Origin of the sequence: Sodalis praecaptivus, from assembly GCF_000517425.1 — a bacterium.
Lineage (GTDB): Bacteria > Pseudomonadota > Gammaproteobacteria > Enterobacterales > Enterobacteriaceae > Sodalis_A > Sodalis_A praecaptivus.
On sequence record NZ_CP006569.1, the window covers coordinates 4,361,510 to 4,378,371 of the forward strand.

General features: G+C 48.7%; 10 protein-coding genes, 1 tRNA gene and 3 pseudogenes. 9 read left to right on the forward strand and 5 right to left on the reverse strand.

Annotated features, from left to right (window positions below; translation table 11 throughout):
• Positions 1-6: 6 nt before the first annotated feature.
• The 4 genes from lsrB to SANT_RS19440 are packed head-to-tail and all read left to right on the forward strand — an operon-like array spanning position 7 to position 3,027.
• Positions 7-1,029: an autoinducer 2 ABC transporter substrate-binding protein LsrB gene (gene lsrB, locus SANT_RS19425; protein ID WP_025423904.1), complete on the forward strand. Its 1,023-nt coding sequence runs from the start codon at positions 7-9 to the stop codon at positions 1,027-1,029.
• Between the two features lie 26 nt (positions 1,030-1,055).
• Positions 1,056-1,931, forward strand: a complete 876-nt coding sequence (gene lsrF, locus SANT_RS19430) for a 3-hydroxy-5-phosphonooxypentane-2,4-dione thiolase (protein WP_025423905.1) — start codon at positions 1,056-1,058, stop codon at positions 1,929-1,931.
• A 48-nt stretch (positions 1,932-1,979) separates the two neighbouring features.
• Positions 1,980-2,270, forward strand: coding sequence for a (4S)-4-hydroxy-5-phosphonooxypentane-2,3-dione isomerase (gene lsrG, locus SANT_RS19435; RefSeq protein WP_025423906.1), 291 nt, complete (start codon positions 1,980-1,982; stop codon positions 2,268-2,270).
• Positions 2,271-2,280: 10 nt separating this feature from the next.
• On the forward strand, positions 2,281-3,027 hold the full coding sequence (locus SANT_RS19440; RefSeq protein ID WP_025423907.1) for an epimerase: 747 nt from the start codon (positions 2,281-2,283) through the stop codon (positions 3,025-3,027).
• A 156-nt stretch (positions 3,028-3,183) separates the two neighbouring features.
• Here the strand turns inward: SANT_RS19440 and SANT_RS19445 are convergent.
• A pseudogene (locus SANT_RS19445) lies at positions 3,184-4,286 on the reverse strand (IS3 family transposase).
• Between the two features lie 615 nt (positions 4,287-4,901).
• Between SANT_RS19445 and SANT_RS19450 the strand changes: the two are divergent.
• From SANT_RS19450 to SANT_RS19465, 4 genes are read left to right on the forward strand one after another with little or no spacing between them, the layout of a single operon-like run.
• On the forward strand, positions 4,902-6,458 hold the full coding sequence (locus SANT_RS19450) for a type I restriction-modification system subunit M (RefSeq protein WP_025423908.1): 1,557 nt from the start codon (positions 4,902-4,904) through the stop codon (positions 6,456-6,458).
• Positions 6,455-7,678: a restriction endonuclease subunit S gene (locus tag SANT_RS19455; RefSeq protein ID WP_025423909.1), complete on the forward strand. Its 1,224-nt coding sequence runs from the start codon at positions 6,455-6,457 to the stop codon at positions 7,676-7,678. Before SANT_RS19450 ends, SANT_RS19455 begins: the two co-directional genes overlap by 4 nt.
• 1 nt (position 7,679) lies before the next feature.
• Entirely contained in the window at positions 7,680-8,879 is a 1,200-nt protein-coding gene (locus SANT_RS19460) for an AAA family ATPase (protein WP_025423910.1), read from the forward strand.
• Complete coding sequence (locus SANT_RS19465) at positions 8,872-11,991, forward strand: HsdR family type I site-specific deoxyribonuclease (protein WP_025423911.1); 3,120 nt, start codon at positions 8,872-8,874, stop codon at positions 11,989-11,991. The genes SANT_RS19460 and SANT_RS19465 overlap by 8 nt, the downstream gene beginning before the upstream one ends.
• Positions 11,992-12,360: 369 nt before the next feature.
• On the opposite strand, the gene SANT_RS19470 is transcribed toward SANT_RS19465, so the two are convergent.
• Positions 12,361-13,293 carry a COG2958 family protein gene (locus SANT_RS19470; RefSeq protein WP_025423912.1) on the reverse strand — a complete coding sequence of 311 codons (933 nt, stop codon included), beginning with the start codon at positions 13,291-13,293 and terminating at the stop codon, positions 12,361-12,363.
• Between the two features lie 275 nt (positions 13,294-13,568).
• Positions 13,569-13,876: pseudogene (locus SANT_RS23630) on the reverse strand (tyrosine-type recombinase/integrase); the annotation flags it as partial.
• A gap of 90 nt (positions 13,877-13,966) precedes the next feature.
• Here SANT_RS23630 and SANT_RS19480 point away from each other — a divergent pair.
• Positions 13,967-15,171 (forward strand): annotated as a pseudogene (locus SANT_RS19480) (IS3 family transposase).
• Between the two features lie 254 nt (positions 15,172-15,425).
• On the opposite strand, the gene SANT_RS19485 reads toward SANT_RS19480, so the two are convergent.
• A tRNA-Leu gene (locus SANT_RS19485) sits at positions 15,426-15,510 on the reverse strand.
• A 296-nt stretch (positions 15,511-15,806) separates the two neighbouring features.
• Positions 15,807-16,598, reverse strand: a complete 792-nt coding sequence (gene nei, locus SANT_RS19490; RefSeq protein ID WP_025423914.1) for an endonuclease VIII — start codon at positions 16,596-16,598, stop codon at positions 15,807-15,809.
• Between the last annotated feature and the right edge of the window lie 264 nt (positions 16,599-16,862).

Sequence of the window (16,862 nt, forward strand, 5' to 3'; positions counted from 1 at the left end):
AAGTACATGACTATTCAGAGCATTAAAAAAATTGCCGTAATCAGTACCCTTAGCCTGGCGGCGTTTACCCTTAATGCCTACGCCGCAGAGCGAATCGCGTTTATCCCGAAACTGGTTGGCGTGGGATTCTTTACCAGTGGAGGTAACGGTGCCCTGGAAGCCGGTAAAGCGTTGGGGATCGATGTCACCTACGACGGTCCGACAGAGCCCAGCGTTTCCGGTCAAGTTCAGCTTATCAATAACTTCGTTAACCAGGGGTATAACGCCATTGTGGTTTCCGCCGTCTCGCCTGACGGCTTATGTCCGGCGTTAAAACGCGCCATGCAGCGTGGCGTGAAAGTCCTGACCTGGGATTCCGACACCAAACCGGAATGCCGTTCGTACTACATCAACCAAGGTACTCCCTCCCAGCTCGGCAGCATGCTGGTTGATATGGCCGCGAATCAGGTCAAAAAAGAGACAGCCAAAGTGGCCTTCTTCTACTCCAGCCCGACCGTCACCGATCAAAACCAGTGGGTGAAAGAGGCAAAAGAGAAAATCGCGAAAGAGCACCCGGGCTGGGAGATCGTCACCACCCAGTTTGGCTATAACGATGCCACAAAATCGCTGCAGACCGCAGAAGGCATCATTAAAGCTTACGCCGATCTCGACGCCATCATCGCTCCGGATGCCAATGCCCTCCCCGCCGCCGCCCAGGCAGCAGAGAATCTGAAAAAGACCAACGTGGCGATTGTTGGATTCAGCACCCCCAACGTGATGCGTCCTTATGTTGAACGCGGCACGGTGAAAGAGTTCGGCCTCTGGGACGTGGTCCAGCAGGGCAAGATTTCTGTCTACGTCGCTGACGCTTTACTGAAAAAAGGCGACATGAATACCGGCGACAAGCTGGATATCCCGGGCGTGGGTCAGGTAGAGGTGTCGCCTAACAGCGTACAGGGATACAGCTACGAGGCAAAAGGCAACGGCATTGTTCTTCTTCCTCAACGCGTGGTGTTCAACAAAGAGAACATCGGCAAATACGATTTCTAATTTTATTCCTTAACGTGGAGCAGATCATGGCTGATTTAGATGACATTAAAGATGGCAAGCATTTCCATATCGATACGCCGCAACGCAATACCCCGTTTACGCTTAAAGGCTGTGGCGCGCTCGACTGGGGTATGCAATCCCGATTGTCGCGAATTTTTAATCCCGCCACGGAAAAAACGGTCATGCTCGCCTTCGATCATGGCTATTTTCAGGGACCGACAACGGGACTTGAGCGTATTGATATCAACATCGCCCCCCTGTTCCCGCTCGCCGATGTCCTGATGTGTACCCGCGGGATCCTCCGCAGCGTGGTTCCTCCCGCCACCAATAAACCAGTGGTCCTTCGCGCCTCTGGCGCTAACTCAATCCTGACCGAGTTGAGCAACGAGGCGGTCGCGCTGTCCATCGACGATGCCCTGCGTCTGAACAGTTGCGCGGTGGCGGCACAGGTCTATATCGGCAGTGAGTACGAGCACCAATCGATCAAAAACATTATCAAACTCGTCGATGCCGGGATCAAAGTCGGCATGCCGACAATGGCGGTGACGGGGGTGGGTAAAGACATGGTGCGCGATCAACGTTACTTCTCGCTTGCCACCCGTATCGCTGCAGAGATGGGCGCACAGATCATCAAGACCTATTACGTTGATAAAGGTTTCGAGCGCATCGCCGCAGGGTGTCCTGTGCCCATTGTCATCGCAGGCGGCAAAAAATTACCGGAACGTGAGGCGCTTGAGATGTGCTGGCTGGCTATCGACCAAGGGGCATCCGGGGTGGATATGGGACGCAATATTTTCCAATCCGATCACCCGGTCGCCATGATGAAGGCGGTTCACGCCGTGGTGCATCGCAATGAAACCGCAGACCGCGCCTACGAACTCTATCTGAGCGAGAAAAACTGATAAATCATGGGCCTGCCCGGCTGGCCCATGCTTCCCAAGGAGGAAATTATGCATGTCACTCTGGTTGAAATTAACGTTCATGAAGACAAAGTTTACGAATTCATCGAGGTGTTTCGCCTGAATCATCTTGGGTCTGTGCGTGAAGAAGGTAATCTCCGTTTCGACGTGTTACAGGATCCGGAAATTCCAAGCCGCTTTTATATTTACGAAGCTTACAAAGATGAAGATGCCGTCGCGTTTCATAAAACCACGCCCCATTATCAGGCTTGTGTCGCCAAACTGGAATCACTCATGACCGGTCCACGTAAAAAGCGTGAATTTATTGGGTTGATGCCATGAGGATCTAAAAATGAATGCTCTTTTTTCCGGTTTGAATCGCGCAGAGTGCGTATCGTTGATGAGGCGTTACCCGTTAAGCATGGGTATCCTTGCCGGCCGGTGGCTCAAACTCGGGGAGTATCAGCAAATTCTTCGCGCGCTGGAACAGCCCATACTTCACCTTGACCTGATGGACGGGCATTTTTGCCCTCAGTTCACCGTAGGCCCCTGGGCAATCGAACAATTGCCACAGCAGATGATTAAGGATGTTCACCTAATGGTGGATAATCCCTGGCCCGTGGTGCAGGCAAGCGTAAAGGCTGGAGCCCATTGCGTCACTTTGCAGGTGGAAAACACGCCGCACCTGCACCACATGCTCCATTGGCTTGGTGAACAAAACGCTGAAGTCGCAGGCGGCAGTATGCCTGTGTTGCGTGGCATTAGCCTGTGCCCGGCAACACCGCTGGAACAACTGATGCCGTTAATTGAAGAGATTGACATCGTGCAGATTCTGGCGGTAAACCCCGGCTACGGCAGCAAGTTACACATCTCAGCGTTACTCAGGCGCATCGCCCAGGTTGTGGCGTTACTCCGTGCTGCCGGCAAGCGGGATTCCACTCTGCTCGCTGTTGACGGTTCGCTAACCTTGGATCAACTTCCGCAGATTATCGCCAGTGGCGTCGATCGCGTGGTATCCGGCAGCGCCCTGTTCAGAAACGATGCTCTGGCTGAAAACATCACCCGCTGGCTCACGACAATAAATGCTGCAAAGGTGTAGTGGGGGGGGGTATTTCTGCTGCGTAAAGAGCAGCTTAGGGCTAAAAATGGCTTGTTTTGGATGAGATAAAGTTTAAGGAATAGGGCTGAGGGAAGCGAATGAATTGACCCGAACCCCGAATTAGCTCCGCCTATTATTGAAAATTGCCGGTTCGTTTTATCTATCTTTTTGCCCTGATCCGGCGGATTTTCGGGCATAGTCCACCGGCGTTTGCCACCCCAGGTAAGAATGGGGACGACTCTGATTATAAAATACTCTCCACGCCTCGATTTTGCACCGGGCATCGTTCACAGACATGAACCATTTCTCGTTCAGGCACTCTTGTCGTGGCCGGCCGTTGAAAGATTCCACTGTGACATTATCTGTAGGTTAACCGGCCGGGAGAAATTGATCTTTATCCGGCGTTCGTACACACACTTGTACAACATTTTGCCGGCGAATTCGCTGCCGTTATCTGCCTTCAGCATTAACGGCCAAGGGCGGCTAAAGGGAATAGTATCCAACATATCAATGACATCGTCTGCCCGCAGATTTTGCTCCACGCAGATCCCCAGGCATTTGCGGGTAAACAAATCGATAATGGTCAATGACCTCAGGCGGCGCCCGTCATACAGCGCGTCCGAGACAAGATCCATGCCCCAGATATGATTGGGGTGGCTCCCTTGCTTTACCGGTTGACGGGAGCGGGCTGATTTATTCCGGTGCGCACGCTTCAGATGCAATGACAACCCTTGATCCCGATAAAGGCGATAGATCCTTTTATGGTTATCGCGCAGCCCTCGCGCCTAAGCAGGATGTGCACCCGTCGATAGCCGTAATGGACACATGTCTCGGCAATCTCCCGGATACGCAGACATTAGGCACCTGAATCACGGGCGACCGAACGGTATCGCACTGAGCTGCGGCTGGCTTTGTACGCGCCACATATCTGACACTGACTGGCTCCATAGCGCGTCTGCAAATCGAGGATCCATTCGCGTAACCGTGTCAGCGTCATTTTTTTTTAGATAGCACATCCTGCAGCATGGCTTTGTCGAGGCTTAAATCGGCCACCCACTTCTTCAGCCGGGTATTTTCTTCTTAAAGTTGCCGTAAGTGTTTCAATTCAGAGGGAGACAGGCGGCGAATCGTTTTCGCCAAGTGTAAAACGTGGCATCGGAAATGCCCAACTTACGACACACTTCCGGTACTGGCGTACCCAGTTCGGCCTGCTTAAGGGCAAACGTGATCTGCTCTTCGGTGTAGCGAGACGTTTTCACCGGCATCACCTCCGTCAACGGGGTGGTTTTATCATGCCGGATTTCCAGTTTTGAGTGGAGCAGAATTGTGGGTTAGGGTTAGGGTTAGGGTTAGGGTTAGGGTTAGGGTTAGGGTCAGAGCAACATCACAGACAGATAAGGATGGCACTGCCGTTGTGAGTACAGGAACACTATCGAGCAAATATCAATATCCCTGTTCACTACAACGATCCTGGAAGTTTCACCAACATAAGGCAGGTAATCGCGTATATGATAAAAATCCAACAGCAGGAGGGATTGCTACTCCACGGCTGCAACGAAGTACCTGAAGCGTCCGCTGACAGGTCGTCCACGGCCTACCCTGAGAATCAACTGACAGGTATGCAGGTTTATCTGCTGCAGGATACGCTCTGATGCCCAATGCGGCAGACCAGAAAACGATTGCCGCAGCAACAGCAAATAATCAAATTTTTACGATGCACACAGATACGGGTAACTGGCATAGCCTTTCTGCCTCCGCGGAGGCCTCTTACCGGAAAAGGTATAACTGGATCAGTTATAGGTACAGTCGTTGAGAACAAATTGCGGTAAAATCTCGTCAACAGTAGTTGTTAAGAATCGAACACAGGATAAAAAATGACTAGCTTTCAACAGCGTGCAGAACTACATCGTCAAATCTGGGCCATCGCCAACAATGTCAGAGGCTCGGTAGATGGATGGGATTTTAAACAGTATGTTTTAGGCGCGCTTTTTTACCGCTTTATCAGTGAAAACTTCTCAAGTTACATCGAAGCCGGTGATGACAGCATCCACTATGCTGCGCTGGATGACAGTATCATAACCGATGACATCAAAGATGATGCCATCAAAACCAAAGGTTATTTCATTTACCCGAGCCAGCTATTCTGCAATGTTGCTGCTAAAGCGAATACCAACGACAGGCTGAATGCTGATTTAAACAGCATCTTTGTTGCCATTGAAAGCTCAGCTTATGGTTATCCGTCTGAAGCTGATATCAAAGGCCTGTTTGCCGATTTCGATACCACCAGTAATCGCCTGGGTAATACCGTTAAAGACAAAAATAGCCGTCTGGCCGCCGTGCTGAAAGGTGTCGAAGGTTTAAACCTGGGTAACTTTAACGACCACCAGATTGACCTGTTCGGTGATGCGTACGAGTTTCTGATTTCTAACTATGCGGCTAATGCCGGTAAGTCAGGCGGGGAGTTCTTCACACCACAGCATGTCTCTAAGCTGATTGCACAACTGGCAATGCACGGTCAGACCCACGTCAATAAAATCTACGACCCGGCAGCAGGCTCGGGTTCACTGCTGCTGCAGGCCAAAAAGCAGTTTGATGACCACATCATCGAAGAAGGTTTTTTTGGCCAGGAGATTAATCATACGACGTTCAACCTGGCGCGTATGAACATGTTTCTGCACAATATCAACTACGACAAATTTGATATCAGGCTGGGCAATACCCTGACTGAACCACACTTTGGCGACGAAAAGCCGTTTGATGCGATTGTTTCGAATCCGCCTTATTCAGTCAAATGGATTGGCAGTGACGACCCGACGCTGATAAACGATGAGCGTTTTGTTCCGGCAGGTGTGCTGGCTCCAAAATCAAAAGCTGACTTTGCGTTTGTGCTTCATGCACTAAACTATCTCTCAGCCAAGGGCCGTGCGGCGATAGTGTGTTTCCCAGGCATTTTCTACCGTGGTGGTGCTGAGCAAAAAATCCGTAAGTATCTGGTCGATAACAACTATGTTGAGACGGTGATTTCACTTGCTCCTAACCTCTTCTTCGGCACCACCATTGCCGTTAACATTCTGGTGCTGTCAAAGCATAAAACCGATACCAGCGTGCAATTTATTGATGCCAGCGGACTGTTTAAGAAAGAAACCAATAATAACATTCTCACCGATGCCCATATCGCTCAGATCATGCAGGTGTTCTGCAGCAAATCAGATGTTGACCATCTGGCGAAATCTGTAGCCTTCGAGGAAGTGGCTGGGAATGATTACAACTTGTCCGTCAGCAGCTACGTGGAAGCTAAAGACACCCGAGAAATCGTCGATATTACGGAACTGAATGCCGAGCTAAATACTACCGTCAGCAAAATTGATCAGTTACGCAAAGACATTGATGAGATTGTGGCTGAAATTGAAGGCAGTGAGGCGCAGGCATGAGCGAGCTAAATTATCTGGAAAAACTGTTGGATGGGGCAGAGGTGGATTGGTTGCCATTAGGTGAACTAGGCGAACTAGTGCGTGGAAATGGATTACCTAAATCTGATTTCACGGAGTCGGGAGTACCTGCTATTCACTACGGTCAGATATATACTTTTTACGGACTATCAACTGAAACTACAAAATCATTTGTTTCTCATCAAACAGCGGAAAAGCTAAAAAAAGTAAATCCGGGTGATGTTGTTATTACTAACACTAGTGAAAATTTTGAAGATGTTGGCAAGGCGTTGGTATATCTTGGAAAAGAACAAGCCGTTACTGGTGGGCACGCTACAGTCTTTAAACCCAGCAATGGAATTATCGGGAAATATTTTGCTTATTGCACTCAAACGGGATTTTTTGCAAGCGAGAAAAGAAAGTACTCCAAAGGAACAAAAGTAATAGACGTATCGGCAACTGATATGGCGAAAATTACTATCCCAATCCCCTGCCCCGACAACCCGGAAAAGTCCCTTACCATCCAGTCTGAAATCGTACGGATTCTGGATACATTTACTGCACTTACCGCTGAGCTTACCGCTGAGCTTACCGCTGAGCTTAGCATGCGTAAAAAGCAGTACTACTACTATCGCGACCAGTTGTTGAGTTTTGACGATGGTGAGGTTGAGTGGAAGACGCTAGGAGAGTTGGCAGAGAATCTTGACTCCAAAAGAAAGCCAATCACTAGTGGTTTGAGGGAAGCAGGGAAAATACCTTATTACGGAGCATCAGGGATTGTCGATTATGTAAAAGATTATATTTTCGATGGCGACTTTCTATTAGTATCAGAAGATGGCGCAAACCTGTTGGCTCGCAATACTCCGATAGCGTTCAGTATCAGTGGTAAGACTTGGGTGAACAATCATGCTCATGTGCTTAAATTCGATACCTATGCAGAAAGAAGATACGTTGAGTACTATATGAATAGTATTGACTTAACAACCTATATTTCAGGTGCCGCACAACCTAAGCTGAATAAGAAAAACTTAGAGAGCATCCGTATCCCAAATCCGTCGCCAGAAGAAAAAGAGAGGATCGTTTCAATCCTCGATAAGTTTGATGCATTAACAAACTCCATCACTGAAGGCCTTCCCCGCGAAATCGAGTTGCGCCAGAAGCAGTACGAATATTATCGGGACATGCTATTTAGTTTCCCGAAGCCGGAAGTGGCAGAGGCGTGACATGAGCAAGACACTCCTGGAAATAGCCCAACAGCTGAGTACGCCTAAGAAAGTCAAGCAAACTGTCTCTGAAAAAACGCAGGAAGTTGAAGAGACCAGGCCCGTGCCAAAGGTGCAGTTAATCTACGCTTTCAATGGCACAGGAAAGACGCGCCTTTCCCGGGATTTCAAGCAATTGATTGCGCCCAAAGTCATGGACGGAGAAGGTGAAGACGAAGCTGAACAGTCCGAATTGTCGCGCAAAAAAATCCTCTATTACAATGCTTTCACTGAGGACTTGTTTTATTGGGATAACGATCTCCAGGAAGGCTCCGAGCCGAAGCTGAAGGTGCAGCCGAATTCCTACACAAACTGGTTGCTGACACTGCTGAAAGATTTGGGACAGGATGGCAATATCGTCCGTTATTTCCAGCGCTATGCGAACGACAAGCTAACGCCACACTTCAATCCAGATTTTACCGAGATCACATTTTCTATAGAACGCGGCAATGATGAGCGTTCCGCCCATATCAAGTTATCCAAAGGTGAAGAAAGTAACTTCATCTGGAGTGTGTTTTACACCCTACTGGATCAAGTCGTCACAATTCTCAATGTCGCCGACCCAGATGCGCGCGAAACCCGCGCATTTGATCAACTGGAGTATGTATTCATTGATGATCCCGTCAGCTCCCTCGATGACAACCATCTGATTGAACTGGCGGTTAATCTTGCGGGGCTGATCAAATCCAGCGAATCCGATTTGAAGTTCATTATCACGACGCATAGTCCACTATTTTATAATGTACTTTTCAATGAGCTGAACAGGAAAGCTTGTTACATGTTGGAGAGTTTTGCGGATGGTACATTTGCCCTCACAGAAAAAAATGGCGACTCTAACAAGAGTTTTTCCTACCATCTCCACCTAAAGCAAACTATCGAACAAGCCATTGCTAACAACAACGTGGAAAGATATCACTTCACGTTACTGCGCAATCTTTATGAGAAAACGGCCAGTTTTTTGGGCTACCCTCGATGGTCCCTACTTTTACCTGACGACAAACAACTCTATTTGAACAGAATTATGCAGTTCACAAGCCACTGTACGCTATCGAATGAAGCCGTTGCGGAGCCAACGCCAGCGGAGAAAGCAACGGTCAAACTGTTGCTCGATCACTTGAAAGATAACTATAACTTCTGGCAGCAGGAACAAAAAAATGGTTGATTGCACCAAGCCAATTGCTGAGTCCAATAATTTTATCATTTTGGACAAATACAACCCGGACTGGAAGATTACCGAAAGCTACCAGAGCGAAGGTGATCTGGAGCGTGAGCTGATTCAGGATTTAGTTAACCAGGGCTATGAATACCTGCCAACCCTGAACAATACCAAAGCTATGCTCGCTAATGTCAGGGAACAGTTGCAAACCCTTAACAATGTGGAGTTCCTGGAGGCTGAATGGCGTCGCTTTGTGGAAACTTGGATGGACAAGCCCAGCGATGGCGTTGTCGAAAAGGCCCGCAAGATTCATGATGATTATGTTCATGATTTCGTCTTCGACGATGGCCGTATTCAGAATATCTATCTGCTGGATAGAAAAAACATCCTTCGCAATAAAGTGCAGGTCATCAAGCAGTTTGAACAAGCAGGCACGCACGCCAATCGCTATGATGTCACCATACTGGTCAATGGCCTACCGCTGGTTCAAATCGAGTTAAAAAAACGCGGTGTCGCTATACGTGAAGCCTTTAATCAGATACACCGCTACAGTAAGGAAAGCTTTAACAGCGACAATTCTCTGTTTAAATATCTGCAACTGTTTGTGATATCTAACGGCACCGATACCCGTTACTTTGCCAATACCACCAAGCGGGATAAAAATAGTTTTGATTTCTCCATGAACTGGGCGAAGTCCGATAACACGTTGATTAAAGACCTGAAGGACTTTTCCGCCACGTTTTTCCAGAAGCATACCTTGCTCAATGTGCTGTTTAACTACAGCGTGTTTGACAGTAGCCAGACGCTGCTGGTGATGCGCCCCTATCAGATTGCTGCCACCGAGCGAATCCTATGGAAAATTAACAGTTCCTTTAAAGCGAAGAACTGGTCAAAGTCAGAAAGCGGGGGGTTTGTCTGGCACACCACCGGATCGGGCAAAACCCTGACCAGCTTTAAGGCCGCACGGCTGGCAACCGAACTGGACTTTATTGATAAAGTTTTCTTTGTGGTCGACAGGAAAGACCTCGATTACCAGACCATAAAGGAGTACCAGCGTTTCTCGCCGGACAGCGTCAATGGTTCTGACAATACTGCAGGCCTTAAAAGGAATCTGGATAAAGACGATAACAAAATTATCGTCACCACTATCCAGAAACTGAATAACCTGATTAAGGCGGAAGCGGACCTGCCCGTCTACCAGCAGCAAGTCGTCTTCATTTTTGATGAATGTCACCGCAGTCAGTTTGGTGAAGCACAGAAGAACTTAAAAAAGAAATTCAAACGTTTTTACCAGTTCGGTTTTACCGGCACGCCAATTTTCCCGCAAAACGCATTAGGGTCGGAAACGACCGCCAGCGTGTTTGGCCGTGAATTACATTCCTACGTGATTACCGATGCTATTCGTGATGAAAAGGTGTTGAAGTTTAAGGTGGACTATAACGATGTCCGCCCGCAGTTTAAGGCGCTGGAAACCGAAACCGACGAGAAAAAACTCAGCGCCGCAGAAAACCGGCAGGCTTTTCTTCACCCGCTGCGCATTCAGGAAATCACACAGTACATACTGAACAACTTCCGCCAGAAAACACATCGAACTTTCCCTGGAGCCAGAGGTTTTAATGCCATGCTGGCAGTAAGTAGCGTGGATGCGGCAAAAGCGTATTACGCGACGTTTAAAGAGCTACAAGAAGAGGCGGCTAATAAATTAGCCAGCTATAAACCGTTGCGGGTGGCAACTATCTTCTCTTTTGCGGCTAATGAAGAACAAAATGCTATCGGTGCCATTACTGATGAAAGCTTTGATACCAGTGCAATGAATAGCAGCGCCAAAGAGTTTCTGGATGCAGCCATTGATGACTATAACGCTTACTTTAAAACAAATTTCAGCACTGACAGCAACGGCTTTCAAAACTATTACCGTGATTTAGCCCTGCGAGTTAAAAATCAGGACATCGACCTGCTCATTGTGGTGGGAATGTTTTTAACCGGTTTTGATGCGCCGACGCTGAACACCCTGTTCGTCGATAAAAACCTGCGTTATCACGGTTTGATGCAAGCATTCTCCCGCACTAACCGTATTTTTGATGCTACAAAGGCCTTTGGCAATATTGTGACGTTCAGAGATCTGGAACGCGCAACCATTGATGCCATCACGCTGTTTGGCGATAAAAATACCAAAAACGTGGTGCTGGAGAAAAGTTACAAAGAGTACATGGAGGGCTTTACCGATATCGTGACAGGTGAGGCCAAGCGCGGGTTTATGGATATTGTTACGACATTGGAACATCAGTTCCCTGATCCGGCTAGCATTGATAGCGAGAAGGGGAAAAAAGCCTTCGTTAAATTGTTTGGCGAATACCTGCTGGCTGAAAATATCCTGCAAAACTACGATGAATTTGCCATGCTGAAAGATCTGCAAAAAGTCGATATCAGCGACCCCGATGCCGTCGAAACCTTCAAGACAGCGCATTATCTTGACGATGAAAAGTTTGCCGAACTACAGACAATTCGTCTCCCCACAGAACGCAAGATTCAGGACTATCGTTCAGCCTACAATGATATCCGTGACTGGCAGCGTCGCGAGAAAGTGGCTAATGACAAGGATAAGTCAAGCACTGACTGGGATGATGTCGTGTTTGAAATTGACCTGTTGAAATCTCAGGAAATTAACCTGGACTACATTCTTGGTCTGATTTTTGAACATAACAGGCAGAATAAAGGTAAAGAGGCACTCACTGAAGAGGTTAGACGATTAATCCGCTCAAGTATGGGTAACAGGGCCAAAGAAGGTCTGATTGTTGACTTTATTCAGCAGACAAACCTTGATGACATGCCGGACAAAGCCAGCATCATTGATGCGTTCTTCGTTTTTGCTCAGCGTGAGCAGCAGCGTGAAGCTGACGCGTTGATAAAACAAGAAAACCTGAACGAAGAGGCTGCAAAGCGCTATATCCGTACATCGCTAAAACGCGAATATGCCACCGAAAATGGTACTGAGTTAAATGAAACTCTACCAAAGCTTAGTCCGTTAAACCCCCAGTACAAAACGAAAAAACAGACCGTTTTTCAGAAAATTGGTGAGTTTATTGATAAGTTTAAAGGGGTAGGTGGACAAATTTAGTCGTGGGCACATAGGGGGACAAAGGGGTCCCCCTGATCTATCCCCAGTGTTCGATACAACTGTCAATTAGAAATACCGGCTTTTTGACTGAAGTGCAGATTTCAGTGTATTAGATAATAATCGATAAAAACATCTTTAAAGATACGGTTTATTTTTCAAAATGGTAGACTTGGATAAATTAATCTATCTGCATCGCTTTATTTATTATTATATTTGGTGAGCGCCTACACCTCCATCTTTATAACATTTACTATTTCATCGTTACGCAGAAAGAGTTTCTAAATATCACTAACTATAAACATCTCGATATTCATAATCTACATTGTCTCGAATCCCCTCTAATGAATTATTAAGAAATATTAGAGCGGATTATCTATTCCAGAGCGCTTTGTGTATTTTTCCTGTCTGGTGATAATCAGAAACCAGATCGATAAACTCTTTAAAATCCTTGTTCTCTACCACCAGGCGGTTGACGGATTGCCAATCAATGCTGGTGCGCTCTCGCGCAGGAATCAGAGTTAGGCTATTACCGGGATCTTGCGGATTAATAAGGATCACACCAATACCATGCAATGCACACAACATCTGCAGTTCTCTTTCTACGCCTCGCTGCTTATCTTCATTTATTTCTGTCGCAACCAGATAACCAAAATGGGCCCAGCTTGAATTACTCACTGCCTGGAAGAAACATTCTCGAACATTGCTTCGGTTAAGCTGACGTTTTACCTCAAAAGACCACAGTCGGGTTAAACGCCCTTCGCTATACCGTACACAGTTTTGCACGACGCTATCCCAACCTTTATCGAGAGGCTGCAATGCAACAATATCAGGATAAAGCCAATGGTTCGCCCCAAGACCTTTGTTGTTGCTTGAACGCTTTTCATCGATACGGCGACAAAGTAATTCTTCTTCTTCAGAAAGATACTCGATCAAAAGCGGGTAAAGAGCATGCTCAGAAAAACCTACCGTCTCAGCAGACGGAGTCGGAGCAATATCAAAAGATGACTCTTGTTGCACACCATTATCGATTTCCTTACCCCAGTAATAAAGTCTGGGCCGAGGTTTGTCACGCGTCATAACTTGGGGACACATCGCTTTTGCCTGAACGGTTCTGCTCCCACCGATTTCAGCAGCTATTTGACTCAAGAAATCTTCATCACTGGCAAATCGAGGATTTTGACGCTTTACAGCAAGCTCTGCACCATAGTGATCTATAATTTTTTGGGCAAGCTGACGGGCTGTAAATTGCTCATCAGGATTAGCCTGAAGAACATTAATAATCATCTGTGGGCGACTAGTCATGGCTCCTGCCTTTGATGTAACAGTAAGAACGCTTCTATCTGAATGAATGGCTAAACCTCGGATGCTGCTTTTCTGATGACACAGTGTAAAACTACTTATCACTTGAACCAAGCTTACAATATGAGTTTTTGGCGTTGAACAACAGATTTAATTACCAAAACGAACACCCCATCAGAAGCCATGTTTTAGAGAAAAATGAGGTATGTCAATTACATACCTTAAATATATCTAATCATCCCGTGCTTAAATTTGGCAAAATCAAATGGACTCACCGTCTAATCAGGATTCGCATCAAGAAAGCCAGCCCACCACTGCAGCATCAGTCCGCGCTCATCCAGATGCTCGGCCTTATGAATATATGAATATAACCCGCACGCACAGAGTTACGCTCCATATGGCTCATCTGCCGTTCAACCGCATCTCTCGACCACAACCCCGATTCTATCAATGAACTACATGCCATCGTCCTGAAACCGTGTCCACAAACCTCTACCTTAGTGTCATAACCCATAATGCGCAGCGCCTTGTTCACCGTGTTTTCACTCATCGGTTTGCGATGGTCGTGATGGCCAATGAAAACAATAGATTAGCCCCATAGATCACCAGACACTTCGCCTCTCTTAAAATAAGAGGTAGTCTTGGAACTATGTTTAACACCAGTCAGAATAATAAGATGGTTGAAGTGTTATCAGGACCTGAGCGGCGTCGGCGTCGTACACCGCAGGAAAAAATTGCCATTATTCAGCCGACTATGGAACCCGGTATGACCGTGTCTCATGTCGCTCGCCTGCATGGCATCAATGCTAATCAGATCTTCAAATGGCGCAAGCAATATGAAGATGGTTCTCTGACTGCCGTGGCTTCAGGCGAAGAGGTCGTACCCGCCTCTGAACTTGCTGAGGCTAATAAGCAAATCCGCGAGCTCCAGCGCCTTCTGGGCAAAAAGACGATGGAAGCCGAGATCCTTAAAGAGGCCGTGGAGTTCGGTCGGGCAAAAAAATGGATTGCGCATGCGCCCTTGTTGCCCGGGGACGACGACTAACCGACGTCTGCCGGAGTATTGGTGTGTCGCGTGCGCAACTGAGCATCAGGGCTTACCGGCCATCTGACTGGCAGGATCACAGACGGCAGCCCCGTTCTGACGATACCACCGTATTGTCCCGGATAAACATGGCGGTGGCTGACCTGCCGACGTATGGTTATCGTCGGGTGTAGGCGCTGCTGCGACGGGAGTCAGAGCGGGACGGCCTGCCTGTGGTTAATGCGAAGCGGGTGTATCGCATTATGAGAACACATAATCTGCTTCTTGAACGTAAACCCGCAGCTCCTTGCCGTAAGCGGGCTCATAAGGGGCGTGTAGCAGTCGCTGAAAGTAACCGGCGCTGGTGCTCAGATGGCTTTGAGTTCCGCTGTGATAATGGCGAAAAGCTGCGGGTGACCTTCGCGCAGGACTGCTGCGACAGGGAGATCATTGACTGGGCAGGGAGCACCGGAGGCTATGACAAAGAAACGGTGCAGGATGTCATGCTGGGTGCGGTGGAAAAACGCTTCGGAAGGCAGTTGCCAACAGAGTCGCTGGAGTGGCTGACGGATAACGGTTCAGCCTACAGGGCTCATGAAACACGGGCGTTCGCCCGGTTGCTGGGACTGGCGTCTTGCACGACAGCAGTGCGAAGCCCGGAAAGCAACGGTATAGCAGAAAGCTTCGTGAAGACGATAAAACGGGACTACATCAGCATCATGCCGAAACCGGACAGCCAGGCAGCGGTGATGAATCTGGCGGTGGCGTTCAGTCATTACAACGAACATCATCCGCATAGTGCACTGGGATATCGCTCACCACGGGAATATATACGCAGGAAGTTATCGCAACCGTAAGAGAGCAAAAACGTCTGGATATAAAGGGTCAAATCTAGCTGTTCTGACTTTAATATCTGTTAGAGCCATGCTTATCCCCTCCTGTTGGTACAAGCATTATCGAACCGGAAATACCATCATCTGTACCAACATCTGTTGGTAGATGTACGTTGAACCCGGTTGACCTTGAGAGAGTTACTATAGCGGGAAAGATAGGTAAATATTGGAATTCAGGCACAAAAAAAGACGTCCGTTGACGTCTATTGATGTTCCGATGGTGCCGAAGGCCGGACTCGAACCGGCACACCCGAAGGCGGTTGATTTTGAATCAACTGCGTCTACCGATTTCGCCACTTCGGCACTGAAGGGGTACGGATAGCGAGGTGCATTATACCGTTAACAGATCCCGGCGCAATACTAATCCGCCTCTCGGGTGCGCAACTGCTGAAAAAACGGCCTTACGGTGCATTTTGGCACCTGTTGGCTAAGGTGGGTTGGTGGCTTGGTGGGCTGGTAGGTTGGTGGGCTGGTGGGCAGACAAAGCAACTCTCCCCCTGCGCATCTGTTGGCTAACGCGAGCAGCCGGAGCATCCACGTTGCCCGCACGCCTGCTAGCGAGTCTGGACGCCGGTTTACATTCCTCCCGCGCTTGCTGGCTATTGCTGGCATCCCGGGCACCAATAAAACGGTCGGCCGGAAAACGTGGTTTTCTCAATTGCGTGGCCACAGCGCTCGCAGGCTTTGCCTGCACGGTGAAAGGCGCGAAAGCGAAACGTGGCGCCGTGGTGATCTTTAGCGCCCGGCTGGCCGCGGGTCGTGTAAGATAAGCGCGGAATGTCGAGAATAGCCTGACACAAAAGCCGTTGCTGCTCCTCGTTTAAAACGCGCGGTCGATGTTGCGGCGCCAGCCGCGCTTGCCACAGAATTTCCACCCGCAGATAATTGCCCAGGCCGGCAATGAAGGATTGGTCCAGCAGCAGGGCGCCAAGCTGGCGGCCGCTAAAGCGCTTGGACATCAGCCGCGCCTGCACGGTTTCCACCGTCAGTTGCAAGTCCAATGCATCTGGGCCAATGCGCAGCAAAAAGGGGTGCTCGGTAACCTCGTCAGCGCTTAAGATACTGATTTCTGATGCGCTGTAGAGCAAGATGGCGGCGTTGTGATTCTCCAGCCGTACGCGCAGGTCGCGTTTCGTCACCGGCGTTTCCCCCGCTTTGACTACCCGCCAGACGCCGTACAGCTGGTTGTGGCTGTAAAGCACCAGTCCATTGGAAAACCAGGTCAGCAGCGCTTTACCCCGCGCCTCGATCTTGTCGATGGTTTGCCCGGTCAGTTGCGTCTCCCATCGTTTAAGATGGGGAAAGGCAAACCACGCCAGGGTTATCGGTAAATGGGACATCGCCTGCATCAAGCCATCGGCTGCACGACGTATTTCCGGTCCTTCCGGCATTCTCCCCTCCCTTCAACAAGCCTGCATGCTGATGATAGCACCCGGCGGGAAAAGTCGTCTAAGCGAAATTCTAGGAAACCCGTCCCGGCATTTCCCCCGAGACTCTACCCGAGGTCGAAGGCGCGCACCGATTGTCGCTGGCGACCCCGCGTGATGCAACCGTTGCGGATTGACAAGCGCTTTGTCTAGCTGTCGCCGCCGTTCTATTAATCGATAGCGGCGGCCGAACGAAGCGCAAGGACGTCAATTACCGCCCTTACCCCT